The 26166-nt window shown below is 44.8% G+C and carries 20 protein-coding genes and 3 pseudogenes; 14 read left to right on the top strand and 9 right to left on the bottom strand.

The features are described 5' to 3' along the window. Both H6G17_RS15330 and H6G17_RS15325 read left to right on the top strand, forming a co-directional pair. The coding region (locus H6G17_RS15330; RefSeq protein ID WP_242038413.1) for an IS1 family transposase at nucleotides 1-234 on the top strand (234 nt) is incomplete at its 5' end. A 208-nt stretch (nucleotides 235-442) separates the two neighbouring features. Continuing rightward, nucleotides 443-1453 (top strand): annotated as a pseudogene (locus tag H6G17_RS15325) (IS4 family transposase). A gap of 103 nt (nucleotides 1454-1556) precedes the next feature. On the opposite strand, the pseudogene H6G17_RS15320 reads toward H6G17_RS15325, so the two are convergent. Then, nucleotides 1557-1970, bottom strand: a pseudogene (locus H6G17_RS15320) (biotin/lipoyl-binding protein); the annotation flags it as partial. 207 nt (nucleotides 1971-2177) lie between these two features. Next, nucleotides 2178-2876, bottom strand: coding sequence for a DUF305 domain-containing protein (locus H6G17_RS15315; RefSeq protein WP_192158521.1), 699 nt, complete (start codon nucleotides 2874-2876; stop codon nucleotides 2178-2180). A gap of 338 nt (nucleotides 2877-3214) precedes the next feature. Between H6G17_RS15315 and H6G17_RS15310 the strand changes: the two are divergent. Beyond that, nucleotides 3215-3595, top strand: a pseudogene (locus H6G17_RS15310) (four-helix bundle copper-binding protein). Between the two features lie 36 nt (nucleotides 3596-3631). Here H6G17_RS15310 and H6G17_RS15305 read toward each other — a convergent pair. The 4 genes from H6G17_RS15305 to H6G17_RS15290 form a co-directional block, all read right to left on the bottom strand. Beyond that, complete coding sequence (locus tag H6G17_RS15305) at nucleotides 3632-4087, bottom strand: heavy metal-responsive transcriptional regulator (RefSeq protein WP_192158519.1); 456 nt, start codon at nucleotides 4085-4087, stop codon at nucleotides 3632-3634. A gap of 224 nt (nucleotides 4088-4311) precedes the next feature. Continuing rightward, nucleotides 4312-5175 (bottom strand): fructosamine kinase family protein, encoded by an 864-nt coding sequence (locus tag H6G17_RS15300; RefSeq protein ID WP_192158517.1) that lies wholly within the window; start codon nucleotides 5173-5175, stop codon nucleotides 4312-4314. An 8-nt stretch (nucleotides 5176-5183) separates the two neighbouring features. Continuing rightward, nucleotides 5184-6485 carry a pitrilysin family protein gene (locus H6G17_RS15295; protein ID WP_192158515.1) on the bottom strand — a complete coding sequence of 434 codons (1302 nt, stop codon included), beginning with the start codon at nucleotides 6483-6485 and terminating at the stop codon, nucleotides 5184-5186. Between the two features lie 141 nt (nucleotides 6486-6626). Further along, the gene (locus tag H6G17_RS15290) at nucleotides 6627-6797 is read right to left on the bottom strand and encodes a hypothetical protein (RefSeq protein WP_192158514.1); all 171 of its coding nucleotides are present in this window, start codon (nucleotides 6795-6797) and stop codon (nucleotides 6627-6629) included. 197 nt (nucleotides 6798-6994) lie between these two features. On the opposite strand from H6G17_RS15290, the gene H6G17_RS15285 reads away from it, so the two are divergent. Beyond that, nucleotides 6995-8899 (top strand): sodium:proton antiporter, encoded by a 1905-nt coding sequence (locus tag H6G17_RS15285; RefSeq protein ID WP_192158512.1) that lies wholly within the window; start codon nucleotides 6995-6997, stop codon nucleotides 8897-8899. A 90-nt stretch (nucleotides 8900-8989) separates the two neighbouring features. On the opposite strand, the gene H6G17_RS15280 is transcribed toward H6G17_RS15285, so the two are convergent. Both H6G17_RS15280 and H6G17_RS15275 read right to left on the bottom strand, forming a co-directional pair. Continuing rightward, nucleotides 8990-9640, bottom strand: a complete 651-nt coding sequence (locus tag H6G17_RS15280; RefSeq protein ID WP_192158510.1) for a cytochrome b N-terminal domain-containing protein — start codon at nucleotides 9638-9640, stop codon at nucleotides 8990-8992. Between the two features lie 267 nt (nucleotides 9641-9907). Further along, entirely contained in the window at nucleotides 9908-10609 is a 702-nt protein-coding gene (locus H6G17_RS15275; RefSeq protein ID WP_192158508.1) for a lipase, read from the bottom strand. A gap of 139 nt (nucleotides 10610-10748) precedes the next feature. Between H6G17_RS15275 and H6G17_RS15270 the strand changes: the two genes are divergently transcribed. The 5 genes from H6G17_RS15270 (at nucleotide 10749) to H6G17_RS15250 (ending at nucleotide 16919) form a co-directional block, all read left to right on the top strand. Continuing rightward, the gene (locus H6G17_RS15270; RefSeq protein WP_192158506.1) at nucleotides 10749-11462 is read left to right on the top strand and encodes a precorrin-2 C(20)-methyltransferase; all 714 of its coding nucleotides are present in this window, start codon (nucleotides 10749-10751) and stop codon (nucleotides 11460-11462) included. A gap of 118 nt (nucleotides 11463-11580) precedes the next feature. Then, nucleotides 11581-12945, top strand: a complete 1365-nt coding sequence (locus tag H6G17_RS15265; RefSeq protein ID WP_192158504.1) for a hypothetical protein — start codon at nucleotides 11581-11583, stop codon at nucleotides 12943-12945. A gap of 411 nt (nucleotides 12946-13356) precedes the next feature. Further along, complete coding sequence (locus H6G17_RS15260; RefSeq protein ID WP_199316743.1) at nucleotides 13357-15435, top strand: ATP-binding protein; 2079 nt, start codon at nucleotides 13357-13359, stop codon at nucleotides 15433-15435. 10 nt (nucleotides 15436-15445) lie between these two features. Next, on the top strand, nucleotides 15446-16144 hold the full coding sequence (locus tag H6G17_RS15255; protein WP_192158502.1) for a response regulator: 699 nt from the start codon (nucleotides 15446-15448) through the stop codon (nucleotides 16142-16144). Between the two features lie 136 nt (nucleotides 16145-16280). Then, the gene (locus tag H6G17_RS15250) at nucleotides 16281-16919 is read left to right on the top strand and encodes a response regulator transcription factor (RefSeq protein ID WP_192158500.1); all 639 of its coding nucleotides are present in this window, start codon (nucleotides 16281-16283) and stop codon (nucleotides 16917-16919) included. Here H6G17_RS15250 and H6G17_RS15245 read toward each other — a convergent pair. Then, on the bottom strand, nucleotides 16908-17333 hold the full coding sequence (locus H6G17_RS15245) for a nucleoside deaminase (RefSeq protein ID WP_192158545.1): 426 nt from the start codon (nucleotides 17331-17333) through the stop codon (nucleotides 16908-16910). The two genes, H6G17_RS15250 and H6G17_RS15245, sit on opposite strands and share 12 nt — an antisense overlap. Before the next feature lie 7 nt (nucleotides 17334-17340). On the opposite strand from H6G17_RS15245, the gene H6G17_RS15240 reads away from it, so the two are divergent. The 5 genes from H6G17_RS15240 to H6G17_RS15220 all read left to right on the top strand — a co-directional run bounded on the left by H6G17_RS15240 (nucleotide 17341) and on the right by H6G17_RS15220 (nucleotide 26159). Beyond that, a complete protein-coding gene (locus H6G17_RS15240) occupies nucleotides 17341-18132 on the top strand; it encodes an ion transporter (RefSeq protein ID WP_192158498.1) in 792 nt (263 codons plus the stop codon). Nucleotides 18133-18322: 190 nt separating this feature from the next. Next, complete coding sequence (locus tag H6G17_RS15235) at nucleotides 18323-19036, top strand: GAF domain-containing protein (RefSeq protein WP_192158496.1); 714 nt, start codon at nucleotides 18323-18325, stop codon at nucleotides 19034-19036. 513 nt (nucleotides 19037-19549) lie between these two features. After that, nucleotides 19550-24283, top strand: a complete 4734-nt coding sequence (gene gltB / locus H6G17_RS15230) for a glutamate synthase large subunit (protein WP_192158494.1) — start codon at nucleotides 19550-19552, stop codon at nucleotides 24281-24283. Between the two features lie 95 nt (nucleotides 24284-24378). Further along, the gene (gltD, locus tag H6G17_RS15225) at nucleotides 24379-25866 is read left to right on the top strand and encodes a glutamate synthase small subunit (RefSeq protein WP_192158492.1); all 1488 of its coding nucleotides are present in this window, start codon (nucleotides 24379-24381) and stop codon (nucleotides 25864-25866) included. Nucleotides 25867-25931: 65 nt separating this feature from the next. Further along, nucleotides 25932-26159, top strand: a complete 228-nt coding sequence (locus H6G17_RS15220; protein ID WP_199316742.1) for a hypothetical protein — start codon at nucleotides 25932-25934, stop codon at nucleotides 26157-26159. Nucleotides 26160-26166 lie beyond the last annotated feature (7 nt).

Below are 26166 nucleotides of genomic sequence, written 5' to 3'. Positions count from 1 at the left end.
TTAGCTTATGTTTTCGGTAATCGTAAAGATGAAATCTTTCTGCAACTAAAAGCACTACTAGCCCCTTTTGGTATTAGCCGTTTTTACACGGATGACTGGGGGGCATATGAACGTCATCTGGAAGCAGAAAAACATGAAATAGGTAAACACAATACACAAAAAATAGAAAACAAGCATTTAAATCTACGAACACGGATTAAACGTTTAGCAAAGGAATTCAATTTGCTTTTCTAAAACGGTTCTCATGCATGATATTGTAATTGGACTATTCATTAATCGATATGAGTTTGGCTTGCCAGTTTAATACTCTATCAACAACTTTAAATCACCTCCCGCTTTTTGTAAATCTGCAGAAGTGTTGAACGTTAAAAAAAATACATAAAAAAACAACCCAAATCCTGATAAACTTGGGCAGATTTCAAAATAAAAATGTTAACTTGTGATTTTACATTCGTTTCCCAAAATTGTCAAAGAGATTCTAGCAACCCTGCCTAGAAGTGATTATCCAGTCTTGAATACCCGCTTATTTGTCGAATGCTGGTTAGGCTAGACGCTGGATAAAAGCTTAACTAGCATGAGGGATTTATTTAAGCGGTTAAACAATACGGGAATTGAAGTAGATATTTCAACTTTCTCCAAAGCTAGCTCTCATCGGAGCCAGCAAATATTTCAACAAATTTATCAGCAACTATCTAGACTAATTTATCGAAAGAATTTGCAGGATAAGTAGACTATCTGTCCTATAGATTCAACTACAATTTCTTGAACAAGTAAATTGTTATGGAGCTTGGGATCTCATCAAGTCAAACTTTTTAGTTCTTTAAACCTCTAGACGGGAGCAACTGAGGAGAACTTAATTATTTTCGGGTTTAATCATGACTATAAGTACGGTAAAGACATAATAGATAGCTTACCAGAGAAAGCTGTCGGAGTTATGGATAGGGGGTTTGCTGGGTTAAAATTTTTGCAAAACGCTGCGAACTCGAACAAGTATTTTGTTCTAAGAATTGGGAATAAATACAAGCTAGAATTCACTCAAGAATCTGAATTAGTTTTGATTGGAACAGGAAAGAAAAAAGAATTCTATCGAGTCGTTCAATTTTGGGACTTAGAAACAAAAACTGAATACCGATTAGTCACCAATTTACCTAAGCTCGGAGAAGCAGCTATTTCTGATGAAGAAGTGATGGAGATTTACCGCTGTCGCTGGGGGATTGAGTTACTATGGAAGTTTTTAAAGATGCACTTAAAGCTCGACCATCTCATCACAAAAAATACTAATGGTATTGCTAGACAAATTGATGCCACCTTGATAGCTTATTTAATTTTACAGCTAGGAGAAATTCCTCAACTTTGGGGAAATAAGCTACTAGATAAACTTCGCTATCTTCAAGCATCTACGTGTCAAGAAATTAGTTACATACACTGGATGGAAAGTATTCTATCGGGTTAAGTATTTTGGCAGTATTAGAAGTTGTTTAACTTCAAATGTAAAGTTAAATTGCGGCTTTCAACATTTCTGGTAAATCTGCTCGTGCCTCCGCCTTCTTTTCTTAGGAAGTGACGCGCAATTCTACTAAATCGGGAGCAGCTAAAATAGCGACGGGTTGACCTGCTTGCACGTAAACACCAGGTTGTACTAATAATTGGTCTACCTTAGCTCCTGAGATCGGTGTCGTGATTTCTACTTGTCGATGGGGTAAAGTTTCAATTTGTCCTGTTGCTTGTAGCCCTACAGCGAGTTGTTGCCGCTTTACTGACTCTATTTTGATGCCTAACCGCTTGACAGTTTGGGCATCGGCTTGAATCGAGTCAGTCGTTTGAGTTGCCTCACTTCCGCTGTGAAATTCATCTTCGTGTCCGCCGTAAGCTAACACAGTTACGGGAGCCATCACGATCGCTAGGCTAACGATCGCCCCCGAGACGCGACAAGGCATTGCAGGCGATCGCCTCAGGTGTGATTTGAGCATTATTTATATAGAGATGTCCTCGCGTACCATCAGAGCAAACGAGTGCTACAACTGCACTACTCAGTCTTTAGTTTCTCCTATGCAAATGAAATCAAGATGAAATTGCGATCGCCGATTGAATTTGAACAGTTTTTAATTGGATGAGATACACGATCTGTAGGGATGCACAGATGTGCGCCCCTACGTTAGCGCTACAATGTATGCAATCTACTGGTTATACCAAGCCTTGCGCCACTGCTTCATTTGAGCGATCTCTTTCTGTTGATCGATAATAATGTTTTTTGCCAATTGCTTAATTTCCGGTCGCTGCGACTTTTTCAGCGCGTCTTGAGCCATTGTCACCGCACCTTCATGATGCGGAATCATTGCATTGATGAAGCGCAGGTCGAATTGAGAGTCAGCTGCACCTAAATCTTGGCTCATCATCATACCTTGCATCTGGTCTGATGACATCGGCATCATGTGTCCCATTTGAGAGTGATAAGCCATCATCTGCTTGCCTGCTTTGGGATACCAGGTTTGTCGCCACTGTTTCATTTGCCCAATCTCCCGATTTTGAGCAGTGATGATGTTGTCCGCTAGTTTTTTGATTTCAGGACGCTTTGATTTTTGCTGTGCCTCTTTTGCCATCTCGATCGCCCCTTGGTGATGCATTCTCATTGCATCAATAAATCGCAGATCGTAGTTGGCATCAGCTGGACCCAAATCCATTGACATACCGCTCCCATGCTGCATCATGCTGCCACCATGTTGCATATTCTGCTTCATATGAGCGTTGGTATTGTTTGAAGATTGGCTGTCTTTTGCCGAGATCCCAAAATTAGCAGCGAGTACGCTACTTGCTATTGCGGCGATCGCTGTTAGAGTTAATCCCCAAACTTTGGTTTTTCCAGAATTATTTTGCATAAATGACTTTCTATCCATCAATAGTAGAACTTGCTTGACAATTACCATCTCAATTATGAAATCTCTAGCTGACTAGAGAGTCAACTATTACGTTTACTCAAGGATATGACTGCTCATGCAAGATGAAGGTTTCACTCAATAAAGAGTTTGCATTGTACCAAGATTTAAGTATTACAAAACTAAGATGAAATTAGGATGAAATTACTGTATCTCTACAGTCATAAATCTGCTCCATACCATTAGAAAGAGGCGATCGCATTCGCTACCTTCTAAAGTGAAACTACAGAAGCATAATGGCTGCTTCATTATTTTGTTTTTAAAGCTTTTGGAGGAGAGTTATGACAGCAGCTCAATCTCACCAATCATTACTTGAAACTTGCATTCAGGCTTGTCTCGATTGTCTACGCGAGTGCGAAAACTGTGCTAACGCTTGCCTAAGTGAAGATATGGTACAAATGATGGCTGAATGTATCAAGCGATGTCGCGATTGTGGCGATACTTGCGATTTATGCGCCCGTTTCATGTCCCGCGATTCAGCCCTTTACGGGCAAATGTGTAGTGTTTGTGCTGAAGCCTGCGTTAGCGAAGCGCCTCCGTAGGAGGTTCGCTGTGCGGCTGAGTGCGAGAAGCACGACCACGACCATTGCCAGCGCTGCGCTCAAGCTTGCCGTCGTTGTACTGAGACTTGTCGCCAGATGGCTACAGCTATGGCTGCATAAGTATCTTGCTCTGGTAGTCGTTTGCGAATTGTTGCTTCATTTATAGTCTGACGATCGCGTAGATATTGAACGATCGTCTCTATCTCTCTGAACGATCGGGCAAATTGTTCCAGGCTGCGGAACTGGAACAGACTCCCAACCCGAAAGTAATCCCTTCAATTCAGCCTGCAATGTCATCAACTGCTGAATTTGGCGATCGATTTGTCGCAATTTATCTTCTAACTTCTCTTTAACCTCACCGCAAGGCAAATTACCGCGATCGTAAACATCAAGAATTTCTTTAATTTCTTCTAAACTCAGACCAAGTTTTTGAGCGCGTTTGATGAACGACAGCCGAGTTAAGACATCTGGCGAAAACTGCCGGAAGCCTCCTTCAGTTCGGCTGGAAGATTGCAACAGACCTAGAGTTTCATAATAGCGGATCGTTCTAATTGGAACACCGCTTATAGCAGCTACTTGACCAATGAGTAGCGATCGCTCTTGAGTCAACATAATACGTCTCCAAAGTCAATTTTTGATGTACGGCGACTGCTCTAACTGCATTTATCCCTACTTATCTATTATCAACCCTCTAGTTAGCTGGAGAGTCAATTAACCTTGAATCTAATTGTTGTTATACCTTCATCGCAATTCTCGGTTGTGTGGATGACATTTGTAGGGGCGCTTTCTCTGTGCGCCCCTACCAGACGTGCATTGCATCCAATTGAAAACCGCTATCAACCTATAAGTCTCGCGATCGCTCCATTTGCCTGAGACTCGTAACTCCCACCAAATAAGTTGAAGTGGTTCAAAATGTGATAGAGATTGTAGAGAATTTTTCGCCGTTCGTAACCAGAATCTAGCGGCAGAACTTCGTTATATCCCTGATAAAAAGCGGCTGGAAACCCACCAAATAATTCAGTCATGGCAACATCAACTTCGCGATCGCCGTAATATGTTGCAGGATCGAAAATGACGGGTTCTCCAGCACTGGTAAAAGCGGCGTTACCACCCCACAAATCCCCGTGGACTAGGGAAGGTGACGGTTGATGTCCTGCCAGGATTTGCCCAATTGCCGCAAGTAACTTTTCCTGTTGGGGAAAGCGTCCGCCTCTACGTTTTGCTAGCTGAAATTGATATCCCAAACGGTGTTGAGTATAGAATTCTACCCAATCTGTCATCCAAGTATTGATTTGCGGTGTAGAACCAATCGTATTATTTATATCCCAGCCAAACGCTTGATTGCTGCTGCGATCGTGCATTGCTGCTAGCTGTCGTCCCATTTCTGCCCAAGCCGGAGTTCCTCCACGTCCTAAGTCCAACCATTCCAAAACAATGTATGCAGACTTATCGGTTGTTCCCCAACAAATCGGTTGTGGGACGCGAATAGTTGCCGTAGCCGACATTTGTTTTAATCCCAGCGCCTCTGCTTCAAACATGGCAGTCTGGGAGGGGGAATTGAGTTTGACAAAGTAAGTGCGATCGCCATCGGTAACGGTGTAGCCTTGGTTAATGCAGCCGCCACTCACTATCCGCTGACTATTGACAAAAAACTCTTTTTCTGAAACCTTGGAAATATGATGGGCAATCTCCGTCCACATATATACTCTTATTCGGGTTTAGTGGTAACGATACCGTAAGCCGAGGGAGAAAGATATTGCACGGCAGCAGCTTGTAAGTCGGCAGTAGTGAGAGCTTGAATTTTATTTGGATACTCTAAGGCGGATGCTAAGTTTCCGGTTAAAGATTGATAGTAGCCATACAAACCAGCGCGTTCGCTGGGGGTTTCGTTAGCAAAAATAAAGCGATTGGCAACTTGAGTGCCGATCCGAGCAATTTCTGATTCCTGTACGGGAGCAGACTGTATCTTCTCGATCTGGGATGCGATCGCTGCTTCGACCATCTCCAAGTTTTCCACTGGCATCTGGGCAGAAACGTAAAATAGCCCTTGTAGGTGCTGTGTCAAGTTACTCACTGAAATATTGGAAACCCAGCCCTTTTCTTCCCGCAGTTCTCTCACCAATCTCGACGTGCGCCCGTGACTCAAAATTGCTGCTAAAACATCTAGGGCGTAAGTTTGCTCTAGCTGTACTAACCCTGGAACCCGCCACAGCATGACGAGTCTTGCTTGTTGCAAGCTGGGATCGACGAATTCGTGGCGAACGATTTGGGTGAAGGGGGGTTCGGGGTGGAGTCGGGAGTCGGTAGGGGCGCACTGCTGTGCGCCCCTACTAGGATGTTGGGAGTCGGGAGTATGTTTAGCAAAACTATTGGCAACGATTTCGATTAATTCTGTTTCGGGTAAGTTACCAACAACCGATGCTGTGATGGACTGAGGTTGATACCAGGTAGCGTGAAAGTCGCGCATTTGCTGCGGTTGTAATTGCGCGATCGCATCTACTGTACCCAGAACTGAGCGCCGATAGGGTAAGCGGTCAAAAGCAATTTCCATCGCCCGTTGAAAAGTCCGGCGACGAGGATTATCATCGGAGCGACGAATTTCTTCTAACACGACTAAGCGTTCCAACTCAAACGCATCATCGGGAATTAAACTGTTGAGAACGATATCGATTTGCAGTGGTGCTAAAGCTGCAAAATCTGATGGAGCAGTCGTAATATAAAACTGAGTGTAATCTTGACTGGTGGCAGCATTAGCGATCGCACCCCGTGCCTCAATGCGGCGCTCAAATTCACCCATTGTCAGTTGTGGAGTGCCTTTAAACACCATATGCTCCAAAAAATGAGCTACGCCGTTGATAGCATTTGATTCAACTGCCGAACCGACGTTAACCCATAAACTGAGATTCACCGCTTCTACAGGCATTTGCTGTGCCACAATCGTTAACCCGTTAGCAATTCGGTGCAGTTTGGGTGTAGATATTAGAGGAGTTTTGAGCAGAGTTGAGGTCATGGAGGCGACAAAATAGACCGATCTTTCTTTATCTTACTCAAGGGAGCAGGGAGTAGGGAGGAAGGACAAGGGGGACAAGGGGACAAGGGGACAAGGGAGTAGTGGTAAGAGGTGAGAGGTTTTTTCTTAGTCCGTCTAGACTTAATGTGTTTTATGATACCGAATTCCCAAATTCATAGCCCAGTATCCGAAATGTTGAGAGCTAAATTTGTTTAAGTAAAAGTAGTAGGTGCGATCGCCTTCTAGTACGGCAGTTGGCAATATGCGATCGCGAAAGTCATACTGACAGTTGATGACAGTATTCTGACTCAATCTCAGTTACAGCCTAGTTATGATATGAAGTGTTTCTATTTATCTTTAAGAGCAGAACAACTTGTATTTTAAAATACAAATCGCCTATAGACTACTATAGATGATGCAGAGAATTGTCAGCATAATGGAGCCGCGCCTATTTTAGAGATTTCTCCCGTCACTAGGGTTCGGACAGCACTTTTGCTAACTTTCTAAATATGGAAGCATCTTTTGAAATTACCCTGCAAATGGTAATTGCTGTAATTGCAGGGATTAGCGCTCAAGTTATAGCAGAATACCTCAAACTCCCTAGCATTGTCTTTTTGTTGCTATTTGGAATTTTGTTGGGTTCTGATGGGATGAACGTGCTGCACCCTCAAGTTTTAGGTGCTGGGTTGGAAGTAATTGTGGCGCTTTCTACCGCTGTAATTCTATTTGAGGGAGGATTGAACCTAGAACTGCGAGAACTGGGTAAAGTTTCTGGTAGTTTGAGAAATCTCGTCACTGTGGGAACCCTAATTACTTTGTTGGGTGGGAGTATGGCGGCGCATTGGCTGGGAGAGTTTCCCTGGGCGATCGCTTTCCTTTATGCTTCTTTGGTAGTGGTAACGGGTCCTACGGTAATTTCGCCACTATTACGCACGATTAAAGTAGACCGTCAGGTAGGAACTCTATTAGAAGGAGAAGCGGTATTAATCGACCCTGTAGGGGCAATTCTCGCCGTTGTGGTTCTCGATACAGTTTTAAATGGCGAAACCGACCCTTGGATGGCAATTAGTGGCTTGACGCTGCGTCTAGGCATTGGTGGGAGCATTGGGGCTGCTGGTGGCTGGTGTCTTGCCTTCATGTTCAAACGCGCTCACTTTATTTCTGACGAACTAAAAAATCTCGTTGTCTTAGCAGGTTTATGGGGTTTATTTACCCTAGCCCAACTCAGTCGCAGCGAATCTGGACTAATGGCGACAGTGGTTGCAGGCGTGGTTTTGGGTTCTGCTTCCTTGCCAGAAGAACGATTATTACGACGATTTAAAGGTCAGCTAACGATTCTCGGCGTGTCAGTACTATTTATCTTGCTTGCCGCAGATTTATCCATTGCCAGTATCTTTGCTTTAGGCTGGGGCAGTTTATTCACCGTCCTCGTGTTGATGTTTGTTGTCCGTCCCCTGAATATCGGTATTTGCACCATCAACAGCGATTTAAATTGGCGACAAAAATTGTTTTTATCGTGGGTTGCACCTAGAGGAATTGTTGCCGCTTCTGTCGCTTCGTTATTTTCGATTTTCCTGACCGAACGCGGAATTAATGGTGGAGACTCGATCAAGGCATTAGTCTTTTTAACAATTATCATGACTGTCGCCTGTCAGGGTTTAACTGCTGGCTGGGTAGCGAATTGGTTGCAAATCAGCTCTACGCAAGCAACTGGGGTGGTGATTGTCGGCTGCAACCCTTTGAGTTTATTAATTGCTCGTCTTTTCCAAGAACGGGGAGAAGCCGTGTCGATGATCGATACCGACCCCTTAGCGTGTCAGCAAGCCCAGGCACAGAGCTTGAAGGTTTTTTCTAGCAGCGCTTTAGATGCAACAGTGCTAGAAGAGGCAGGACTAGCCTCTATGGGAACGTTTTTGGCAATGACCAACAATGGAGAAGTTAACTATGTCTTGGCACAAAGGGCTGTAGAAGAATTTCAACCACCAAGAGTGCTAGCTGTTTTTCCTCGCAATCCACAAGCAAGTACCTCAACAAATCGCAATCGGATCGATCGAGCTTTTGGATCGGATATACCGATTAAAACTTGGAATGAATATATTAACGGCGATCGCGTGAAATTAGGCACGACGACTCTCAGCGAAGCAGGCTTTGCTTTGCAACAAGCTCATCTGCAAGCCTTGATTTGGGCAGGGGAATTAGTCCCTTTACTCCTAGAACGCGAAGATCGGTTACTTGTCGTTCCTGCAACAGAACAATGGCAACCAGGCGATCGCTTAATTTACTTATTACACGATCCCAGACCCAATCTGTTAAAACGTCTATCGGGGGCGACACCAGCAAAACGCCTTGCTTTAGAAAAATTGCCCGAAGTCGAAGAAATTCCTCTTCCGAGCCAAAATGTCTCTACAATTTAAAGTCAAAAGTGGTGCATTCGTAAGGGTTTTCAGCAAATGTCTCTGATTCCGAGCAAGATTTTAGGTAAACCTACCCGCACACAAGGCAAATTAGGGATTTTTGATTAATTCCCGTGGTGCGTTCGTTGCTGACTCTGCAGATGTAACAGCAGCAGGTATTGGCTGTTTTTCTTGCCACAATACGCCGAATAAGTGGACGATCGCCAGTAATACGGCGCTACCGGAAATAATATAGCTGTGGATGGTATAGAGATGTTCGACCGTAGTTGTATTCACTGCACCACCACCGGTGATGACATCTCGCAGGGTAGAACCAATAAAAGGAATGGCTTCGATGGTACTTAATTCGATCCGAAAGCGCCAGTAACCGACTTGACTCCAATCGAGAATCATTGCCGTCCAAGCTAAAGCGATCGCGTTGAGGATCAGTAAAATATTGCTAATCCAACCAGTCAACCAACTACGGCGAAACTGCCTACCTAAGAACATCACGACCATTTGGATCAGTGCTACACCAATTAGTAAGGTTCCGGCATAATCGTGTAAGCCATGAATGATTTGACCGTTAGGAATCTCCGTATCGATCCATTGCAAAGCCTGATTCGCGCCACCTGCTACTGGTTCGTAATAAAAAGATAATAAAATACCAGTCACAGCCGCGATCGCGCACAGCGTTAATAACGCTACAGATAGTATTGTCGCCGTTCGTCTTAAAACAAAATCATAAGAAAGATTTTTCATAACTCCCGCTTCTCAGTACTCTCAAAATGTGTACTTTCTTTAAGATGCTAACCAAGTCACTCATTTGAAGAGTTCTTTCTAGAGGGGGAGATAGTTGACAGTTATCAGTTATCAGTGAAGAAAGGGTGTAGGGAGAATTCGGAATTCGGAAGCGCGGAATTGAAGATTCTTGACTGCTGGTGGTTGGTGGTTGGTGGTTGTTGCACCTGAAGCTCACCTGCTCCCCTTATCCCCCTTGTCCCCCTTGTCTCTCTTTCCCCTGCTCCCTTACTCCAAATACGACACCCAACTCGGTACAACTTGAGGCGAACCGTACCAAATTCCAAGGGCTTTGGGAGAGTGCTTGACTCCCTCTAAAACTAAATTTTCTGCTCCCTCTAAATGAGCTGCTGCGATTGGGGTAATGCCATCACCCCAACAATTCCCTTGTCCGCAGGTCAAGCGATAGCTGCTGTATGCCAGCCAACTTCCTCGCCGTCGCTGTCCGAAGATGCTCTTACCAGCAACACAAACGTAGCGCACTTGGGAACTGTAAAAAGCACCAGGATAGTTATTGTTGACAAAATCGAGATTCCAGCGCGTCCAGCGTTCTTGGCTAATGTGGGGAGTTCCCAGCGTGACTAACGTGGCAACAAAGCGGTAAGCTTCCCAAGGGGGAATTGCGGCGATCGCCGCATTACGACCCAGGTAAGGTTTTTCACCTAAATAAATCCGCGAGATCCAGCCGCCAGCAGAATGACCGATCAAATTCACTTTAGCTGTGTTGTATTGCCGTAAAACTTGCTCGACCGTGTGATGCAGTCGCAGCAAAATTGGAGTCATTGGTCTACCTCCCAATGTTGGGAACCAATCTTGCCGTTGTAAGGGAACCGTAACGGTAGGAAAGCCTGACTGTTGTAATAATTGTTCCAACGGACGGTAGGCGATCGCGGCTTCTAAAAATCCAGGTAAAATGACGGTGGGAAGCATGGGGGAAGAGAGCGGCGGGGAGACAAGGAAGACAAGGGGGACAAGGGAGAGAAGAGAATTTTTGTAATAATGCTTAACACTATAATGCTTGCGAGCAGAGTGTTGAACTGTCCATTGCTATTTTTTACCCCTTATTCCAATGGCGAACGGTATTCTCTACGGTGTTAGTGTTGGTCCAGGCGATCCAGAACTGATAACGCTCAAAGGATTGCGATCGCTGCAACAAGCTCCTATAGTTGCTTTTCCTAGAGGAATTCAAGACAAACCAGGCATTGCCCAACAAATAATTGCTCCGTGGCTGCGATCGGATCAACAGCAGCTACCCTTAGATTTTCCCTACGTGCAAGATATTGAAGTTTTGACAAGAGCATGGCAACTAGCCGCCAAGCAAGTTTGGGAATATTTACAGAAAGGTCAAGATGTGGCTTTTGCCTGTGAAGGAGATATTAGTTTCTACAGTACGTTTACCTATTTAGCACAGACGCTGCAACAAATGTATCCCGCAGCCGTCATCAACTACGTTCCTGGTGTCTGCTCGCCTATGGCAGCAGCATCGGCGTTAGGGCTGCCCTTAACTGTCCGCCAAGAGCGTTTAGTCGTGTTACCAGCGATTTATAACGTCAACGAACTAGAATCTATTTTAGACTGGGCAGAAGTCGTAGTATTGATGAAAGTAAGTTCTGTATACGAACAAGTATGGCAAGTCTTGCAGCGCAAATCCCTACTGCAACACAGTTGGATAGTAGAACGAGCTACATTACCAAATATGGTGATGTATAAAGATTTAAGCGATCGCCCGCACCTACAATTACCCTACTTTTCTTTACTCGTCGTCCATGTCAGTCGTCAGTGACTAGTCACTAGTCACTAGTCACTGGTGGCTAGAATTATTTGTCCCCCTTGTCCCCCTTGTCCCCCTTGTCCCCCTTGTCCCCCTTGTCCCCCTTGTCTCCCCTACTCCCTAATTACTGATGTCTACTTCCTCTCTAGTTCAAGTTTTACCTGAAGCATGGCGATCGACAAATGGACTGGCAATTTTGGGTTCGCTCGGCATTCACACCCTACTGTTGGTAGGGCTGCCTTTTGTCTCGCTAGATCCGCAAGAAGTTGATTTACAGAGTAGTATCGGAGTCGTGGAGTTGTCTCCCGAAGAACGAAGCCGCTTACCGCAAGTAGCAGCAGATCCATCTGTCATCCCGCCTGTCAATACTGCTCAACAGCAAGCGCCTGCGCCTGCTCAGGGTTTTCAGTCAGAAATCTTACCTCCTCTGCCCGCACCATCACCTTTTTTACCACCACCGCCTGGGACTACGCCAATGTACCAAATGCCCAGTAGCGATTCTTTACCTCCACCTGCGCCTATCCCCCTACCACCGCCACCTCAAAATTTACTCTCGCAAAATCCTTTTGGACAGCCCCCAGCACCACAGCCAAATCAAGCAAATCAAAATCTCCAAATGCGGCAAATAGCGCCGCCAGCGAATGCCTTACCACCCATTCCCCTGCCTCCCACGCAAGGTTTGCAGCCTAGTCCACCACTAGCACAACCTCCCAAAAACTCGCCCGATCGCGCTCAACAAGAAAGAATGGCACGGCAAAATGCCCTAGCGCAACGGTTGGCAGCAAATCGCCGCAAAGCCGATACTTCCCCAACGAGCGATCGCGAACGGCTTTTGGACGCAGCAGCGCAACAGCAAGTTCAACGAGCCAAAGAACGTGAGGAACGCGCCTCTCGCTTAGCAGCCTCTTTACAACAGCGGCAACAGCGTCAATCCAATCCCACACCGACTACCCCTCCAGCCACGAATCCGAATAGCGATCGCGCCTCTCGTCTAGCAGCCATAATCCAACAGCGACAACAGCGTCAATCTAATCCTACGCCGACTAATCCTCCAGCCACGAATCCAAATAGCGAACGCGCCTCTCGTCTAGCAGCACTTCAACAACGTCTTGCCCGACCGATCGGCGCTCGACCTAGCTCTCAACCCGAATCAGGATCTACACAGACAATTGCTCAAATTGAAGCCTTGCAGCAACAGTATCAAAAAGTACAACAGGCTTATCCGCAATTTGTCACGGCTGCGCCCATCCGCAAACGAGTTCCTGTATGTAATAAAAAACTCAATGGCGGTGAAGCGATTATTGCCGCACTAACCGATCCCACGGGCAAAATTGTGATTGGACCCGACGTGATTTCTAAAGATAGTCCCAGCGCCGTACAACAAGCTGCAATTCGCTATGTCAAACGCTATCCATTCACCAAGTCGGCTGCTCCCGTGAATCAAACCTTTCGTCTAGAATTCAGCCACAATCCTAGATTATGTTCTAGAAGGTAGTACAACGATTCAGATAAATATTTAAAATACTTAAAAATCCGAAATTTGATGTCGGTTATTCAGAATTACTATAAAGTCTATTGGGTTATCACTTGATAATTCCATATACATCTATCCAAAGAAATATTTTTTTATCTTCGAGCAAACTCGCTATTCTTAGCCTCAGACATCAATATCAAACATAAATGAAATTTGAATATTCTAACTTTTTCTGTTAGTTGTCATTTGGTATTGGGAATGATAACTATATCGATCTAGGCTGCAATTTTTATGCCTCAAATTTTTATGCCTCAAATCAATATAGTAGGAAGTTCGCAAACTTTTTTGGCTCGTAGGCACTATTGCTAACAACAGCGATCGCAAAACTGCATCCATTACTATCATCTTTGGTTAGCAATTGGGCAAGAAATCATGAATCAAGAGCCAACCCCTGAATCCTTGAGCGCAACTATTAGTCAACTGAAACAACTCAACGAACAATTACAGCTTCAAGTTGCAGCACACCAGCGGGCAGAGGCAGAAGTTCGATTTTTGCATAGCATTACCCAGTTTATTAATGAATCTCACGATTTTCACTCTGCACTAGCGATCGCGCTAGAAAAAATCTGTCAGTTTACTGGCTGGCAATTTGGTGAAGCATGGACTCCCAGTTCTGACGATCGCAATTTAACATATAGCCCTGCTTGGTACAGTGCCGACCCAAGCTTCGAGCAATTTCGCCACAGCAGCGAAGGATATAAATTCGCTGCCAATGTCGGTTTACCTGGGCGTGTTTGGGTGTCAAAGCGTCCTGAGTGGTTGCACATTTCTCAGGAACCAGAAACCATATTTTTACGCAAATCCTTCGCAGATCGAGTTGGATTTCAAACAGCGTTGGGTATGCCAATTGTTGATAGTGGCGATCGCGTCCTAGCGGTGTTGGTATTTTTCATGTTTGCATCTTGCGCACAAAATACCCATTTAATCGAGTTGGTCGCAACTATTGCTGTTCAGCTAGGCACTTTATTACAACGCCAACAAGCAGAAGCAGCTCTATATCAAAGTCAAGCATGGCTGCAAGCAATTTTAGATAATTCCACAGCACTAATTTCTATCAAAGATTTAGATGGAAAATATTTACTCGTCAACGTCTGGTTTAGCCTTCTATTCTATCCCGATCGCGCTGGCGTACAAGGAAAAACTGACTACGACATTTTCCCTCCAGAAATTGCTGCTGTCTTACAGCAAAACGATCGAAAAGTTATAGCTGCTAAATCTCCGATCGATTGGGAAGAACTGTTACCGCATGAGGATGACGGTTTACATACCTATCTTTCAATTAAATTTCCTCTCTATAACGAACGCGGTGAACCTTATGCGATTTGTGGGATCTCTACCGACATTACCGAACGCAAACGCGCCGAAGATGCCTTACGTTCCAGTATGGCAACAAATCGAGCTTTACTCAATGCGATCCCAGATTTGATGTTTCGCATCAATCGTTCGGGAATTTTTGTCAATTTCAAAGCCGCAAAAGGCGATCGCCTGCATCTACCAGCACATGAATTTTTAGGTAAACATTTATCTGAAGTATTTCCTCACGAAATTGCTCAAGCAGTCGATAGTTGTATACAAAAAACTTTATTGACTACCGAAGTGCAAATTTTAGAATGTCAGCTGATTGTAAATGATGAATTCAGAGATTATGAATTACGCATTGCTGTCAGTGCTGAAAATGAAGTCATGGCAATCGTTCGTGATATTACCGATCGCAAGCGAACGGAAGCAGAAATTCGTCTTGCCTTAGTCAAAGAGAAAGAACTAGGAGAACTAAAATCGCGGTTTGTGACGATGGCTTCCCATGAATTTCGTACGCCTCTAGCAACTATTTTATCTTCTTCAGAATTGCTCGAACACTACAGTCATAGATGGAGCGAAGATCGAAAACTAAATCATTTGCATAGAATTCAAACATCTGTAAAACACATGACTCAATTGTTAAATGACGTACTTTTAATTGGTAAAGCGGAGGCAGGTAAATTAGACTTTAAACCACTACTCCTCGATCTCAAACAATTTTGTCATGAAGTTGTGGAAGAAATTCAACTAACGGCTAGCGATCGCCAAATTATTTTTCAGTGTCACACAGACGAGCGGATTACGGGAATGATGGATGAAAAATTGTTACGTCATATTTTTATCAACCTACTTTCCAATGCTGTTAAGTATTCCCCTGCCGACAGTCCAGTTAATTTTGAATTAACTAACGAATGCGACACAGTTATTTTTCGGGTTCGAGATCGAGGAATTGGTATTCCATTAGCAGAGCAAGCAGAAATTTTTAGTAGTTTTCACCGTGCTAGCAACGTTGGAAATATTTCTGGTACGGGACTCGGCTTAGCGATCGTAAAAAAATCAATCGATTTACACGATGGCAAAATTGCAGTTGAAAGTTCAGTTGGCTTAGGCACGATTTTCACTGTAGTACTTCCTTTAAACAAGCAGGTATAGGTACAAAAACATGGCTAAAATCCTTGTGATTGAAGACGAACCAGATGTGAGAAATAATCTCGTAGAACTGCTAGAGTCAGAAGACTTTGACGTTGCTAGTTCGGAAAATGGTTTGATGGGAGCGCTGTGGGCGCAGCAATATTTACCAGACTTAATTATTTGCGATGTCATGATGCCAGAAATTGATGGCTATGAGGTACTCGCTGCTCTACGGGAAGAAGCAACAACAGCTACAATTCCTTTTGTTTTTCTCACGGCAATGGCTGATAAAGCAAATGTCCGTCAAGGCATGGAGTTAGGAGCAGATGATTATTTAACTAAACCTTTTACTAGGGAAGAATTGTTAGGAGCAGTCACCACTCGGCTAGCAAAACAGCAAGCGATCGCCCAACAATATCAAGTAGAATATCAACGCGCAGAAGCACTGAAACAAAGAGTACAAGAGCTACAACAATACATTGAAACAAAAGATGAAGTTTTGCAGCAATTACAGCAAAATTTGTCTAGTACTGTACCGAAGCTGAATATTGCGATTAATATTCTCAAGAATCTCACACCTGGCGCACAGCGCGATCGCTGTTTAGCAATTATTCAAACAGCCTGCGCCGAGGAAATTTCTATGCTCAGTCAACTTCCCTACTCCAAGATTTTTACAGAGGAATTATCAAAGTTGTTACGCCAATGTCAAATTACCAATGAAGAAACTTAGAATGTAGTGAGGGGAATTCGGAATTCGGAATTCCGAATTGGTAATGGGTAATGGGTAATTGGGTGGTGAGTGGTGGGTGGTGCGTGAATTGACTGCCCCTCTGCTCCCTGCTCCCTCTACTATTTTTCTAATCCAAATGATCCAAATCTTAGTGGTAGACGATCAAAGCTTAATTCGCCAAGGATTGAAAGCATTATTGGAGTTAGATCCTGAATTAACAGTCGTTGGTGAGGCAGAAAATGGACAAATTGCAGTTCAATTAGCTCAAGAATTACGTCCAGATGTAATATTAATGGATATTCGGATGCCGTTGATGGATGGCGTTGCAGCAACGCGAGAAATTTTGCAACAACTGCCGCAGATAAAAGTTTTAGTCTTAACAACTTTTGACGATGACGAATACGTACAAGCAGCGATCGCTCATGGAGCTATGGGGTATTTACTCAAAGATACACCTTCAGAGGAATTAGCCATAGCAATTCATGCCGTGCATAAGGGATATACGCAATTGGGACCGGGAATTGTGAAAAAACTTCTGGTATCTCCTCTATCTGTACCAAAACCTCCCCCTCCACCAGTACTGCAAGAACTCACGCCGAGAGAATTAGAAATTTTACAATTAATTGCAGCTGGGGCAAATAATCGCGAAATTGCTCAGAAACTATTTATTTCTGAAGGAACCGTCAAAAATCACGTTACGAATATTTTAAATCGATTGAATCTGCGCGATCGCACTCAAGCAGCAATTTTTGCGAATACTTTTCTATTTAAATAAATCCACACACTCCTCTCGTAATAAGCCTTTTCTCACTCTAATCTTTCTAAAAGATTTAGCAATTATCTCATCACACGATAGATCGATCTGCGATTGGTTCACCGAGATCAAATCTTCGATTGAAGCCCCAATTATAATTTCTGATACACCAGCCCATACGCAAACACTCGCGCACATCGGGCAAGGTTCACCTGTAGCGTATATCGTATATCCTTCTAAAGACGGAGTTTGAATTTTAGCTGTTAAACTACGAATGACATTCATTTCTGCATGAGCAGAAGGATCGCAATCTCGCTTAACTGTGTTATACCCTTTAGCTACGACTTCGTTATCTTTGACAATTACAGCACCGTAAGGAGAATCGCCCTGTTTTGCTTCTGCCAAAGCTAATCGCATAAAATCTTCAGGTGTCATTTGTGTCATGTTACTCAAACAGCGTGTAGGATTTTATTTAGAAGATATTGAAACGCCCGCAGGTCGGACAACTACTTTAATTATTACAGGTCTAGTTCTACTATCTTCTGCTATTTTTGTGGCAGACACTTATCAAATTCCTACTGCAATTCGCAGCCTACTCGATTTTTTTGATACACTCATTATTTTTATTTTTACTCTAGAATACTTGGTGCGGCTTTGGTGCGCGGAAAATAGACTGCAATATGTTTTCAGGATTTATTCTATTATCGATCTGATAGCAATTCTGCCGATCTTTTCAGGAATTGTAGATGTTAACTTTAGTTATATTCGCTTGCTGCGATGGTTCCGTATTTTAAAACTAGTTCGTTTTCTGCAAGGGAGAACTTTATTCGGCCGCATCGGCACAGAAGACAGCGTTATATTTGCTAGAATTTTATTTACTTTATTTGCGATCGTTTTTGTTTATTCAGGTTTGATTTATCAAGCCGAGCATTCTATCAATCCAAAAGTATTTCATACTTTTTTAGATGCAGTGTATTTCTCAGTTGTTACGATGACAACTGTAGGATTTGGTGACGTAACTCCTATTTCCCAAGTAGGAAGGTTTCTCACAGTTCTGATGATTTTAACCGGAATTGCCCTAATTCCTTGGCAACTAGGCGATTTAATTAAACAATTAGCCAAAACATCAGATCGCGTAGAGACAAATTGTCCTACTTGTGGGTTAGCATTGCACGATGCTGATGCTCGGTTTTGTAAAGCTTGCGGTACGAGATTAGAAAAGATTCAGACTTGATTCTCTCACAAACCAGTCGATCTTCCGCACGTCAGTAGCATCTAGCCACCAGCCACTAGTCACTCTCAACTAATAGAAGTACTACTTTTGGCGTAAGAACATATGCTTGAACCTGAGTATAATAAACCAAGTAAAAAATGTTGTTTTTGTCAAGTTAAGATTTATACTCGTTTCAAATTAGGGTAGTTCTATGGTTTTGTGGGCAGACTACGATAGCTTACCAATCTCTTATAAAGGTTGGAATGTGGCTGTGGGCGAAAAATACATAGGTAATAGACAACAGCTTGCAACCGCTTTCACAAAGCTATTGGCGTGGCTGCGAGAGTACATGTCTGTAGACACTGCTACACTCCTACTACCAGATGAAGATCGGGAAAATTTAGTCGTATATGCTACCCTCGGACTTGAAGAGGAAATTACACAAAAAATTCGCATTCCTATAGGTCATGGTATTGCAGGTAGAATTGCTGCAAGTTGTAAACCAATGGTCACTCATAATTTGTTGGCAGAGGAGATTGTCAGTCCGATTTTACGGCAGAAAAGATTGCGATCGCTCGTCGGCGTTCCCCTACCAATGCGAGAAGGTATGGTTGGGGTTCTACACGTTGGTTCGCTTCAAGAACGTCAATTTACCGAACGCGACGTACAGCAATTGCAAGTCGTCGTTCATCGCCTCAAGTCCATCATGGTGACAGCACAATTTAACTACCTTTCTGATTCTGCCAGCAAGACAGCTACACATAACTATAAATACATAGCCCGAACTCTATTGTTGTTCCAATATCGCTACCAAATTCAAAATATATCATCTGCTCTACAGCTGCCTTTAAACAGCTATTGGTCGATCGCAGCGTGCAAATGTCTTGACATTTTCAGATGTCAGTATATATTGACATGCAATTGAGTCGTGTCATAAAGAGTAGGGTAGTTTTTTCACCTTGAGATAGTTACGAAAATTAATATCAGAGGCGATCGCGTTTCCCGTAAGAATCGATACAATAAGCTTCTTGTAGGAGTCGATTTTGCCTATGAAGTCAAAAATAAAATTAGTAAATTAGCGATCGCGCGATCGCGAAGGTTGTCTTCAGAGGGAAATCGGAACCAAAATTGATTTAATTCAAGTGGTTTTGCAATCGTGAAATTTAAAGAATTGAAATTTAAAGAATTGAGATTTTTCATTAACAAGTGTTTCAGAAATTATTAGGGGCGCATAGCTATGCGCCCCTAATACAACAGATAACTAATAATTTCCTTAAGAGCTGAACATTTACATCTCTACTCGTTAGAGAATGCAAATTAGAATGCGCCTTCACTATCAGGTGTAAACTTCCTACACCCCATATTCCTGTCAATAACTTCCGACTGCCAACTGCCAATTTCATCACGACCCTTCATTGCCACGGATAAATCGCCAATTATGAATAGCAATCAACTACCACCAAAACAGGGACTCTACGATCCACAGTTCGAGCATGATGCGTGCGGTGTAGGATTCATCGTTCATATGAAGGGCAAACAATCGCACGAAATTGTAGAACAAGCACTCACAATTCTGTTAAATCTCAATCACCGTGGCGCGTGTGGTAGCGAGACTAATACAGGCGATGGTGCTGGAATTCTCTTGCAAGTTCCGCATAAATTTCTCAAAAAAGTTGCAGCCGTAAAAAATATTAACCTACCAGAAGCAGGACGTTATGGCGTTGGTATAATCTATTGCGCGCCAGATGCCGCACTCAGGGAGCAGAGTCGGCAGATATTTGAGAAAATTGTGGTAGAGGAAGGTCAAAAAGTCCTCGGTTGGCGCGACGTACCGACAGACAACTCCTCATTAGGTAACACAGCCAAAGCGAGCGAACCATTCGTACAGCAAGTTTTCATCCAACGTGCTGACAATTTAACCACTGAAACAGATTTCGATCGCAAACTATACGTCATTCGCAGACGTTCTCAAAACGAAATTCGCACCGCGCAGATAGATCCGTATTGGTATCCATCTAGTCTTTCGTGTCGGACAATTGTTTATAAAGGAATGTTAATGCCCGTGCAAGTAGGGCAATATTATCCCGATTTGCAAGATCCAGATTTAGAAAGCGCTCTAGCACTGGTACACTCTCGTTTTAGTACGAATACATTCCCTAGTTGGGAGCGATCGCATCCTTATCGCTACATCGCTCATAATGGTGAAATTAATACACTGCGCGGTAATATCAACTGGATGCACGCGCGGCAATCTTTGTTTGAGTCAGAATTATTTGGCGAGGATTTAGAGAAGCTAAAGCCAGTTATAAACATGGACGGCAGCGACTCGATGATCTTTGACAACGTGCTAGAGTTGCTTACACTGGCAGGGCGATCGCTCCCTCATGCGGTGATGATGATGATCCCCGAACCGTGGACGGCGCATGAATCGATGAGCGAGGAGAAAAAGGCATTTTATAAATATCATTCCTGCTTAATGGAACCGTGGGATGGTCCCGCCTCAATCGCCTTTACCGATGGAACGACAATCGGCGCAGTACTCGATAGAAATGGCTTGCGTCCGTCACGATATTACGTCACCAAAGACGACTTGGTAATCATGGCATCCGAAGCGGGTGTATTGCCAATTGAACCAGAACGTGTAGCGTCGAAAGGACGCTTGGAACCAGGACGGATGTTTCTGGTAGATATGGCACAAGGACGGATTATTGCCGACGAAGAAATCAAACACCAAATCGTCACCGCGCATCCGTATCAGAAGTGGTTGGATAAGTATATGGTGGCGTTAGCGGGAGTCGGGAGTCGTAGGGGCGGGTTTAGCGAAAGATTAACGGATGAGGCGAACGACCTTCACTCAAAACCCGCCCGTACAGGAGTTGGGAGTCGGGAAGAAGGAGACAAGGGGGACAAGGGGGACAAGGGGGACAAGGAAGTAATTCTAGCCACCAGCCACCAGCCGCCAGCCACTCACTCCTCACCCCTCATCCAAAGCCAAATGGCTTTTGGATATACGTTTGAAGAGTTGCGGCTGTTGTTGACTCCAATGGCAAAGGATGGAGTTGAGGCAGTAGGTGCGATGGGTGCGGATACGCCGTTGGCTGTTCTGTCTGACCGTCCCAAATTGCTTTACGATTACTTTCAACAACTGTTTGCTCAAGTCACGAACCCGCCGATTGATTCGATTCGCGAAGAAATTATTACTTCGGCAGAAACTACAATTGGTTCGGAACGAAACTTACTCAAACCAGAACCAGAAAGTTGCCGTTTAATTGAATTGAAAACGCCAATCCTCAGCAATGAAGAGTTGGCAAAACTGAAATACATCAATGAAGATAATTTCAGTTCTGTGACGATTTCCATCCTATTCAACCCGAAAGATGGAGTGAAGGGATTAGAAACAACCTTGGATGAAATTTGTAGCCAAGCAGACAAAGCAATTGCATCTGGTGTCAATATTATTATTCTGAGCGATCGCGGTGTGGATCGAAATAATGCTCCCATCCCAGCATTACTGGCGGTTTCTGGCTTGCATCACCACCTAATTCGCACGGGAACCCGCACGCGAGTAGGAATTGTCTTGGAATCGGGAGAACCACGGGAGGTACACCATTACGCCGTTTTACTCGGTTACGGTTGTGGTGGAATTAATCCTTATTTGGCTTTTGAGACAATTGAGAGTTTAATTCAGCAAGGTTCGCTACTTGATGTCGATTTTAAAACCGCGTGTAAGAACTACGTCAAAGCCGCAACCAAGGGTGTGATTAAAGTTGCCTCCAAAATTGGGATTTCCACCCTGCAAAGCTATCGTGGAGCGCAAATTTTTGAAGGCATCGGCTTAAATCAGTCGGTAATTGACAAATATTTTACCTGGACGGCATCGCGGATTGAAGGTATAGATATAGAAGCGATCGCCAAAGAAGCAATCTTACGTCACGCTCACGCCTTTCCAGACCGTCCCACCAACGGACATACGCTGGATGTTGGAGGTGAATATCAATGGCGCAAAGAAGGTGAAGCGCACCTATTTAGTCCGCAGACAATCCATACTTTGCAAAAAGCTGTCCGTGAAGGAAATTACGACAGTTATAAGCAATACGCCACCCTGGTAAACGAGCAAAATCAGCAGTTCTTCACGCTGCGCGGACTATTGCAATTTAAAGCACGTCAACCAGTCCCCATTGAAGAAGTCGAACCGATTGAGGCGATTATGAAACGCTTCAAGACAGGGGCAATGAGTTATGGCTCAATTTCCAAAGAGGCGCATGAAACCCTGGCGATCGCCATGAACCGGATTGGTGGTAAATCTAATACTGGCGAAGGTGGCGAAGATCCAGAAAGATATACCTGGACGAACGATCGCGGTGACTCGAAAAATAGTGCCATCAAACAAGTAGCTTCTGGTCGTTTTGGTGTAACCAGCTTGTATTTATCCCAAGCGAAGGAACTTCAAATCAAGATGGCGCAGGGGGCAAAACCAGGAGAAGGCGGACAATTGCCCGGACGCAAGGTGTACCCCTCAATTGCCAAAGTCCGTCACTCCACGCCAGGGGTAGGATTAATTTCGCCTCCACCACACCACGATATTTACTCGATTGAAGACCTTGCCGAGTTAATTCACGATTTGAAAAATGCCAACCGTCAAGCGCGAGTCAGCGTCAAATTAGTCTCTGAGGTTGGCGTGGGAACAATTGCCGCAGGGGTTGCCAAAGCGCACGCTGATGTGGTATTAATTTCTGGTTTTGATGGTGGTACGGGTGCTTCGCCACAGACTTCAATTAAACACGCGGGGCTACCTTGGGAATTGGGGTTAGCAGAGACGCATCAAACTTTGGTGTTGAATAATCTGCGATCGCGCATCGTTGTCGAAACAGACGGACAGATGAAGACGGGACGCGATGTTGTTGTCGCAGCACTTTTGGGTGCAGAGGAGTTTGGTTTTTCTACCGCACCCCTCGTTTCCCTCGGCTGTATTATGATGCGTGTCTGTCACCTCAACACCTGTCCGGTAGGGGTAGCGACACAAGACCCACAACTGCGGCAAAACTTTACGGGCGATCCAGAACATGCAGTTAACTTTATGAAGTTCATCGCCCAGGAAGTACGAGAAATTATGGCACAACTCGGTTTCCGCAGCTTGAATGAAATGGTGGGTCGCACTGAAGTACTAGAAGCAAAACAAGCGATCGCCCATTGGAAAGCTAAGGGCATTGACTTGTCGAAAATTCTCTACCAACCGCAAGTTGGGGCAGAAGTCGGGCGTTACTGTCAAATTCCCCAAGACCACGGGTTAGAACAGTCCCTCGACATGACAGTATTACTGGAATTATGTCAAGAGGCGATCGAACACGGTAAACCAATCAAAGCCACTCTACCGATTAAAAATATCAATCGCGTCGTCGGCACGATTCTCGGAAACGAAATCAGCAAACGTCATTGGGATGGTTTACCCAAAGACACCGTACACCTACATTTCCAAGGTAGTGCAGGACAGAGTTTCGGTGCATTCGTCCCCAAAGGCGTAACTCTAGAACTTGAAGGCGATGCTAACGATTACCTGGGTAAAGGACTTAGCGGTGGCAAGATTATTGTCTATCCACCTGTAGAGTCTACATTTGTCTCAGAAGAAAACATCATCATTGGGAATGTTGCTTTCTACGGTGCAACCAGTGGCGAGACATATATTTCCGGTGTTGCCGGAGAACGCTTCTGCGTGCGTAATTCTGGTGTCAATACCGTTGTGGAAGGCGTAGGCGATCACGGTTGTGAATACATGACTGGTGGTAAAGTTGTCATTCTCGGTACGACCGGACGTAACTTTGCTGCAGGAATGAGTGGTGGTGTTGCTTACATCCTCGACGAGAAAGGCGATTTTGCTACCCGTTGCAACACGCAAATGGTAGGACTGGAAAGACTCGAAGATCCAGAAGAAATCGCGATCGTGCGGCAAATGATTCAGAAACACGCCGACTATACCGACAGCCAGAAAGCAAAGCAAGTTCTCGCCAACTGGGAAGATGCGATCGCCAGATTCGTCAAGGTGATGCCACGGGACTACAAGCGCGTACTGCAAGCTTTACAACAAGCGATCGCCTCTGGCTTAAGTGGTGACGATGCCCTCACCGCTGCCTTTGAAGAAAATGTCCGCGATGTCTCCCGCATTGGCGGCAGCTAATTCAGTGACCAGTAGGGTGCGTTATGACTAACGCACCCTACTACAAAATCTCACTAATCCACCACGTACCACGCACCACGCACCACCTTTAAACTATGGGCAAACCAACAGGCTTTATCGAATATCTCCGCGAAGTGGCATCGGAAGCTGCGCCACTCGATCGCATCCACAACTGGGACGAGTTTCACATCCACATGCCAGAGGAGAAACTTCGCACCCAAGGCGCGCGTTGTATGGATTGTGGCGTACCGTTTTGCCACACGGGTACGGTCATCAATGGCATGGCAAGCGGTTGTCCGATTAATAACCTAATTCCTGAGTGGAACGACCTGATTTATCGCGGACTTTGGCGCGAAGCCCTCGATCGCCTGCACAAAACTAATAACTTCCCCGAATTTACGGGTCGCGTCTGTCCTGCACCGTGTGAAGGCGCTTGCGTTTTGGGAATTAATAACCCTCCCGTGACGATCAAAAATATTGAAAATGCGATCGCTGATAAAGGTTGGGAAGCAGGCTGGATCGAACCGCATCCCCCAGAAAAGCGCACGGGTAAAAAAGTTGCCGTTGTCGGTTCGGGTCCGGCGGGGTTGTGTGCCGCAGCGCAACTGAATACAGCAGGACATTGGGTCACGGTATTTGAACGCGCCGATCGCCCAGGCGGATTGTTAATGTATGGTATCCCCAACATGAAACTCGACAAGCGGGAAGTCGTCCAGCGCCGCCTCGATATTTTGGAACAGGAAGGCGTAAAATTTGTTTGCGATACCGAAATTGGTAAAGACATCTCTGCGGAAACTCTGCTAAAAGAATTTGATGCTGTAGTCCTCTGTGTCGGTGCGACCAAACCCCGCGACTTACCTATCGAAGGACGAGAATTGAAGGGAATTCACTTTGCAATGGATTTCCTCACCACCAACACTCAAGCAATTCTAGACGATCGTAGAGGCGACAATTTCATCTCTGCTGCCGATAAAGATGTGGTAATTATTGGCGGTGGCGATACTGGAACCGATTGTGTCGGTACGTCAATCCGCCATAGTTGCAACAGCATCGTCCAATTGGAAATTATGCCCCAACCGCCCCTCACCCGTGCCGCAAATAACCCGTGGCCCGAATATCCCAAAATCTACAAAATGGATTACGGACAGGAGGAAGCAGCAGCTAAATTTGGCGCTGACCCCCGCGCATACATCACCACTGCGACTAAATTTGAAGGCGATGAGAACGGCTGCGTCAAAGCCGTCCACACGGTACAAATAGAATGGACAAAAAACGACAAAGGGCAGTTTGTGCCGCAGCAAGTCCCAGGTACGGAAAGAGTCATACCTGCCCAACTTGTTTTACTAGCAATGGGTTTCCTCGGACCCGAACAACCCCTAATTGATGCCCTCAGACTCGATCGCGACCCCCGCAGCAACATCAAAGCCGACTATGGTAAGTATGCTACCAGCATCCCTGGAGTTTTCGCCGCTGGCGATTGTCGTCGCGGACAAAGCCTAGTCGTTTGGGCATTCAACGAGGGTCGCGGTGCAGCCCGCGAGTGCGACCTCTATCTCATGGGTAGCACGGATTTACCTTTTTAACAGTTATCAGTTGTCAGTTATCAGTTGACAGTTATTTGCGACCAATAACCAATGACCAATGACCAATGACTAATAACCATATGACAAAAATTTCACCTAGAACTATCTATCACAACCTCAGACTGCTAGAACAGGTTAATGCTGCTACTAGTGCTGTTTACAGACAACTGGCACAAGAAGTATTGGCAGATCCAGAAGTGGAACTCGTCTGGCGACAGGCGATCGCCAATCGACTCAATCACGCCAACCACCTACTAGAAATGCAGATGGCTAACGATAACGATAGCTACTGAGGAGAAT

Origin of the sequence: Chroococcidiopsis sp. [FACHB-1243], from assembly GCF_014696895.1 — a bacterium.
In the GTDB taxonomy this organism is placed as follows: domain Bacteria; phylum Cyanobacteriota; class Cyanobacteriia; order Cyanobacteriales; family Chroococcidiopsidaceae; genus Chroococcidiopsis.
Note: the sequence above shows the minus strand (reverse complement) of the source record. Positions and strands in the feature narration are given on the sequence as shown.

Coding starts and splice junctions, on each gene's coding strand:
- H6G17_RS15295 (WP_192158515.1), bottom strand. CDS start 6,485: ATGACCTCAACTCTGCTCAAAACTCCTCTAATATCTACACCCAAACTG.
- H6G17_RS15260 (WP_199316743.1), top strand. CDS start 13,357: ATGAATCAAGAGCCAACCCCTGAATCCTTGAGCGCAACTATTAGTCAA.
- H6G17_RS15280 (WP_192158510.1), bottom strand. CDS start 9,640: ATGAAAAATCTTTCTTATGATTTTGTTTTAAGACGAACGGCGACAATA.
- gltD (WP_192158492.1), top strand. CDS start 24,379: ATGGGCAAACCAACAGGCTTTATCGAATATCTCCGCGAAGTGGCATCG.
- H6G17_RS15305 (WP_192158519.1), bottom strand. CDS start 4,087: ATGTTGACTCAAGAGCGATCGCTACTCATTGGTCAAGTAGCTGCTATA.
- H6G17_RS15245 (WP_192158545.1), bottom strand. CDS start 17,333: ATGACACCTGAAGATTTTATGCGATTAGCTTTGGCAGAAGCAAAACAG.
- H6G17_RS15315 (WP_192158521.1), bottom strand. CDS start 2,876: ATGCAAAATAATTCTGGAAAAACCAAAGTTTGGGGATTAACTCTAACA.
- H6G17_RS15255 (WP_192158502.1), top strand. CDS start 15,446: ATGGCTAAAATCCTTGTGATTGAAGACGAACCAGATGTGAGAAATAAT.
- gltB (WP_192158494.1), top strand. CDS start 19,550: ATGAATAGCAATCAACTACCACCAAAACAGGGACTCTACGATCCACAG.
- H6G17_RS15250 (WP_192158500.1), top strand. CDS start 16,281: ATGATCCAAATCTTAGTGGTAGACGATCAAAGCTTAATTCGCCAAGGA.
- H6G17_RS15300 (WP_192158517.1), bottom strand. CDS start 5,175: ATGTGGACGGAGATTGCCCATCATATTTCCAAGGTTTCAGAAAAAGAG.
- H6G17_RS15285 (WP_192158512.1), top strand. CDS start 6,995: ATGGAAGCATCTTTTGAAATTACCCTGCAAATGGTAATTGCTGTAATT.
- H6G17_RS15265 (WP_192158504.1), top strand. CDS start 11,581: ATGTCTACTTCCTCTCTAGTTCAAGTTTTACCTGAAGCATGGCGATCG.
- H6G17_RS15270 (WP_192158506.1), top strand. CDS start 10,749: ATGGCGAACGGTATTCTCTACGGTGTTAGTGTTGGTCCAGGCGATCCA.
- H6G17_RS15220 (WP_199316742.1), top strand. CDS start 25,932: ATGACTAATAACCATATGACAAAAATTTCACCTAGAACTATCTATCAC.
- H6G17_RS15240 (WP_192158498.1), top strand. CDS start 17,341: ATGTTACTCAAACAGCGTGTAGGATTTTATTTAGAAGATATTGAAACG.
- H6G17_RS15235 (WP_192158496.1), top strand. CDS start 18,323: ATGGTTTTGTGGGCAGACTACGATAGCTTACCAATCTCTTATAAAGGT.
- H6G17_RS15275 (WP_192158508.1), bottom strand. CDS start 10,609: ATGCTTCCCACCGTCATTTTACCTGGATTTTTAGAAGCCGCGATCGCC.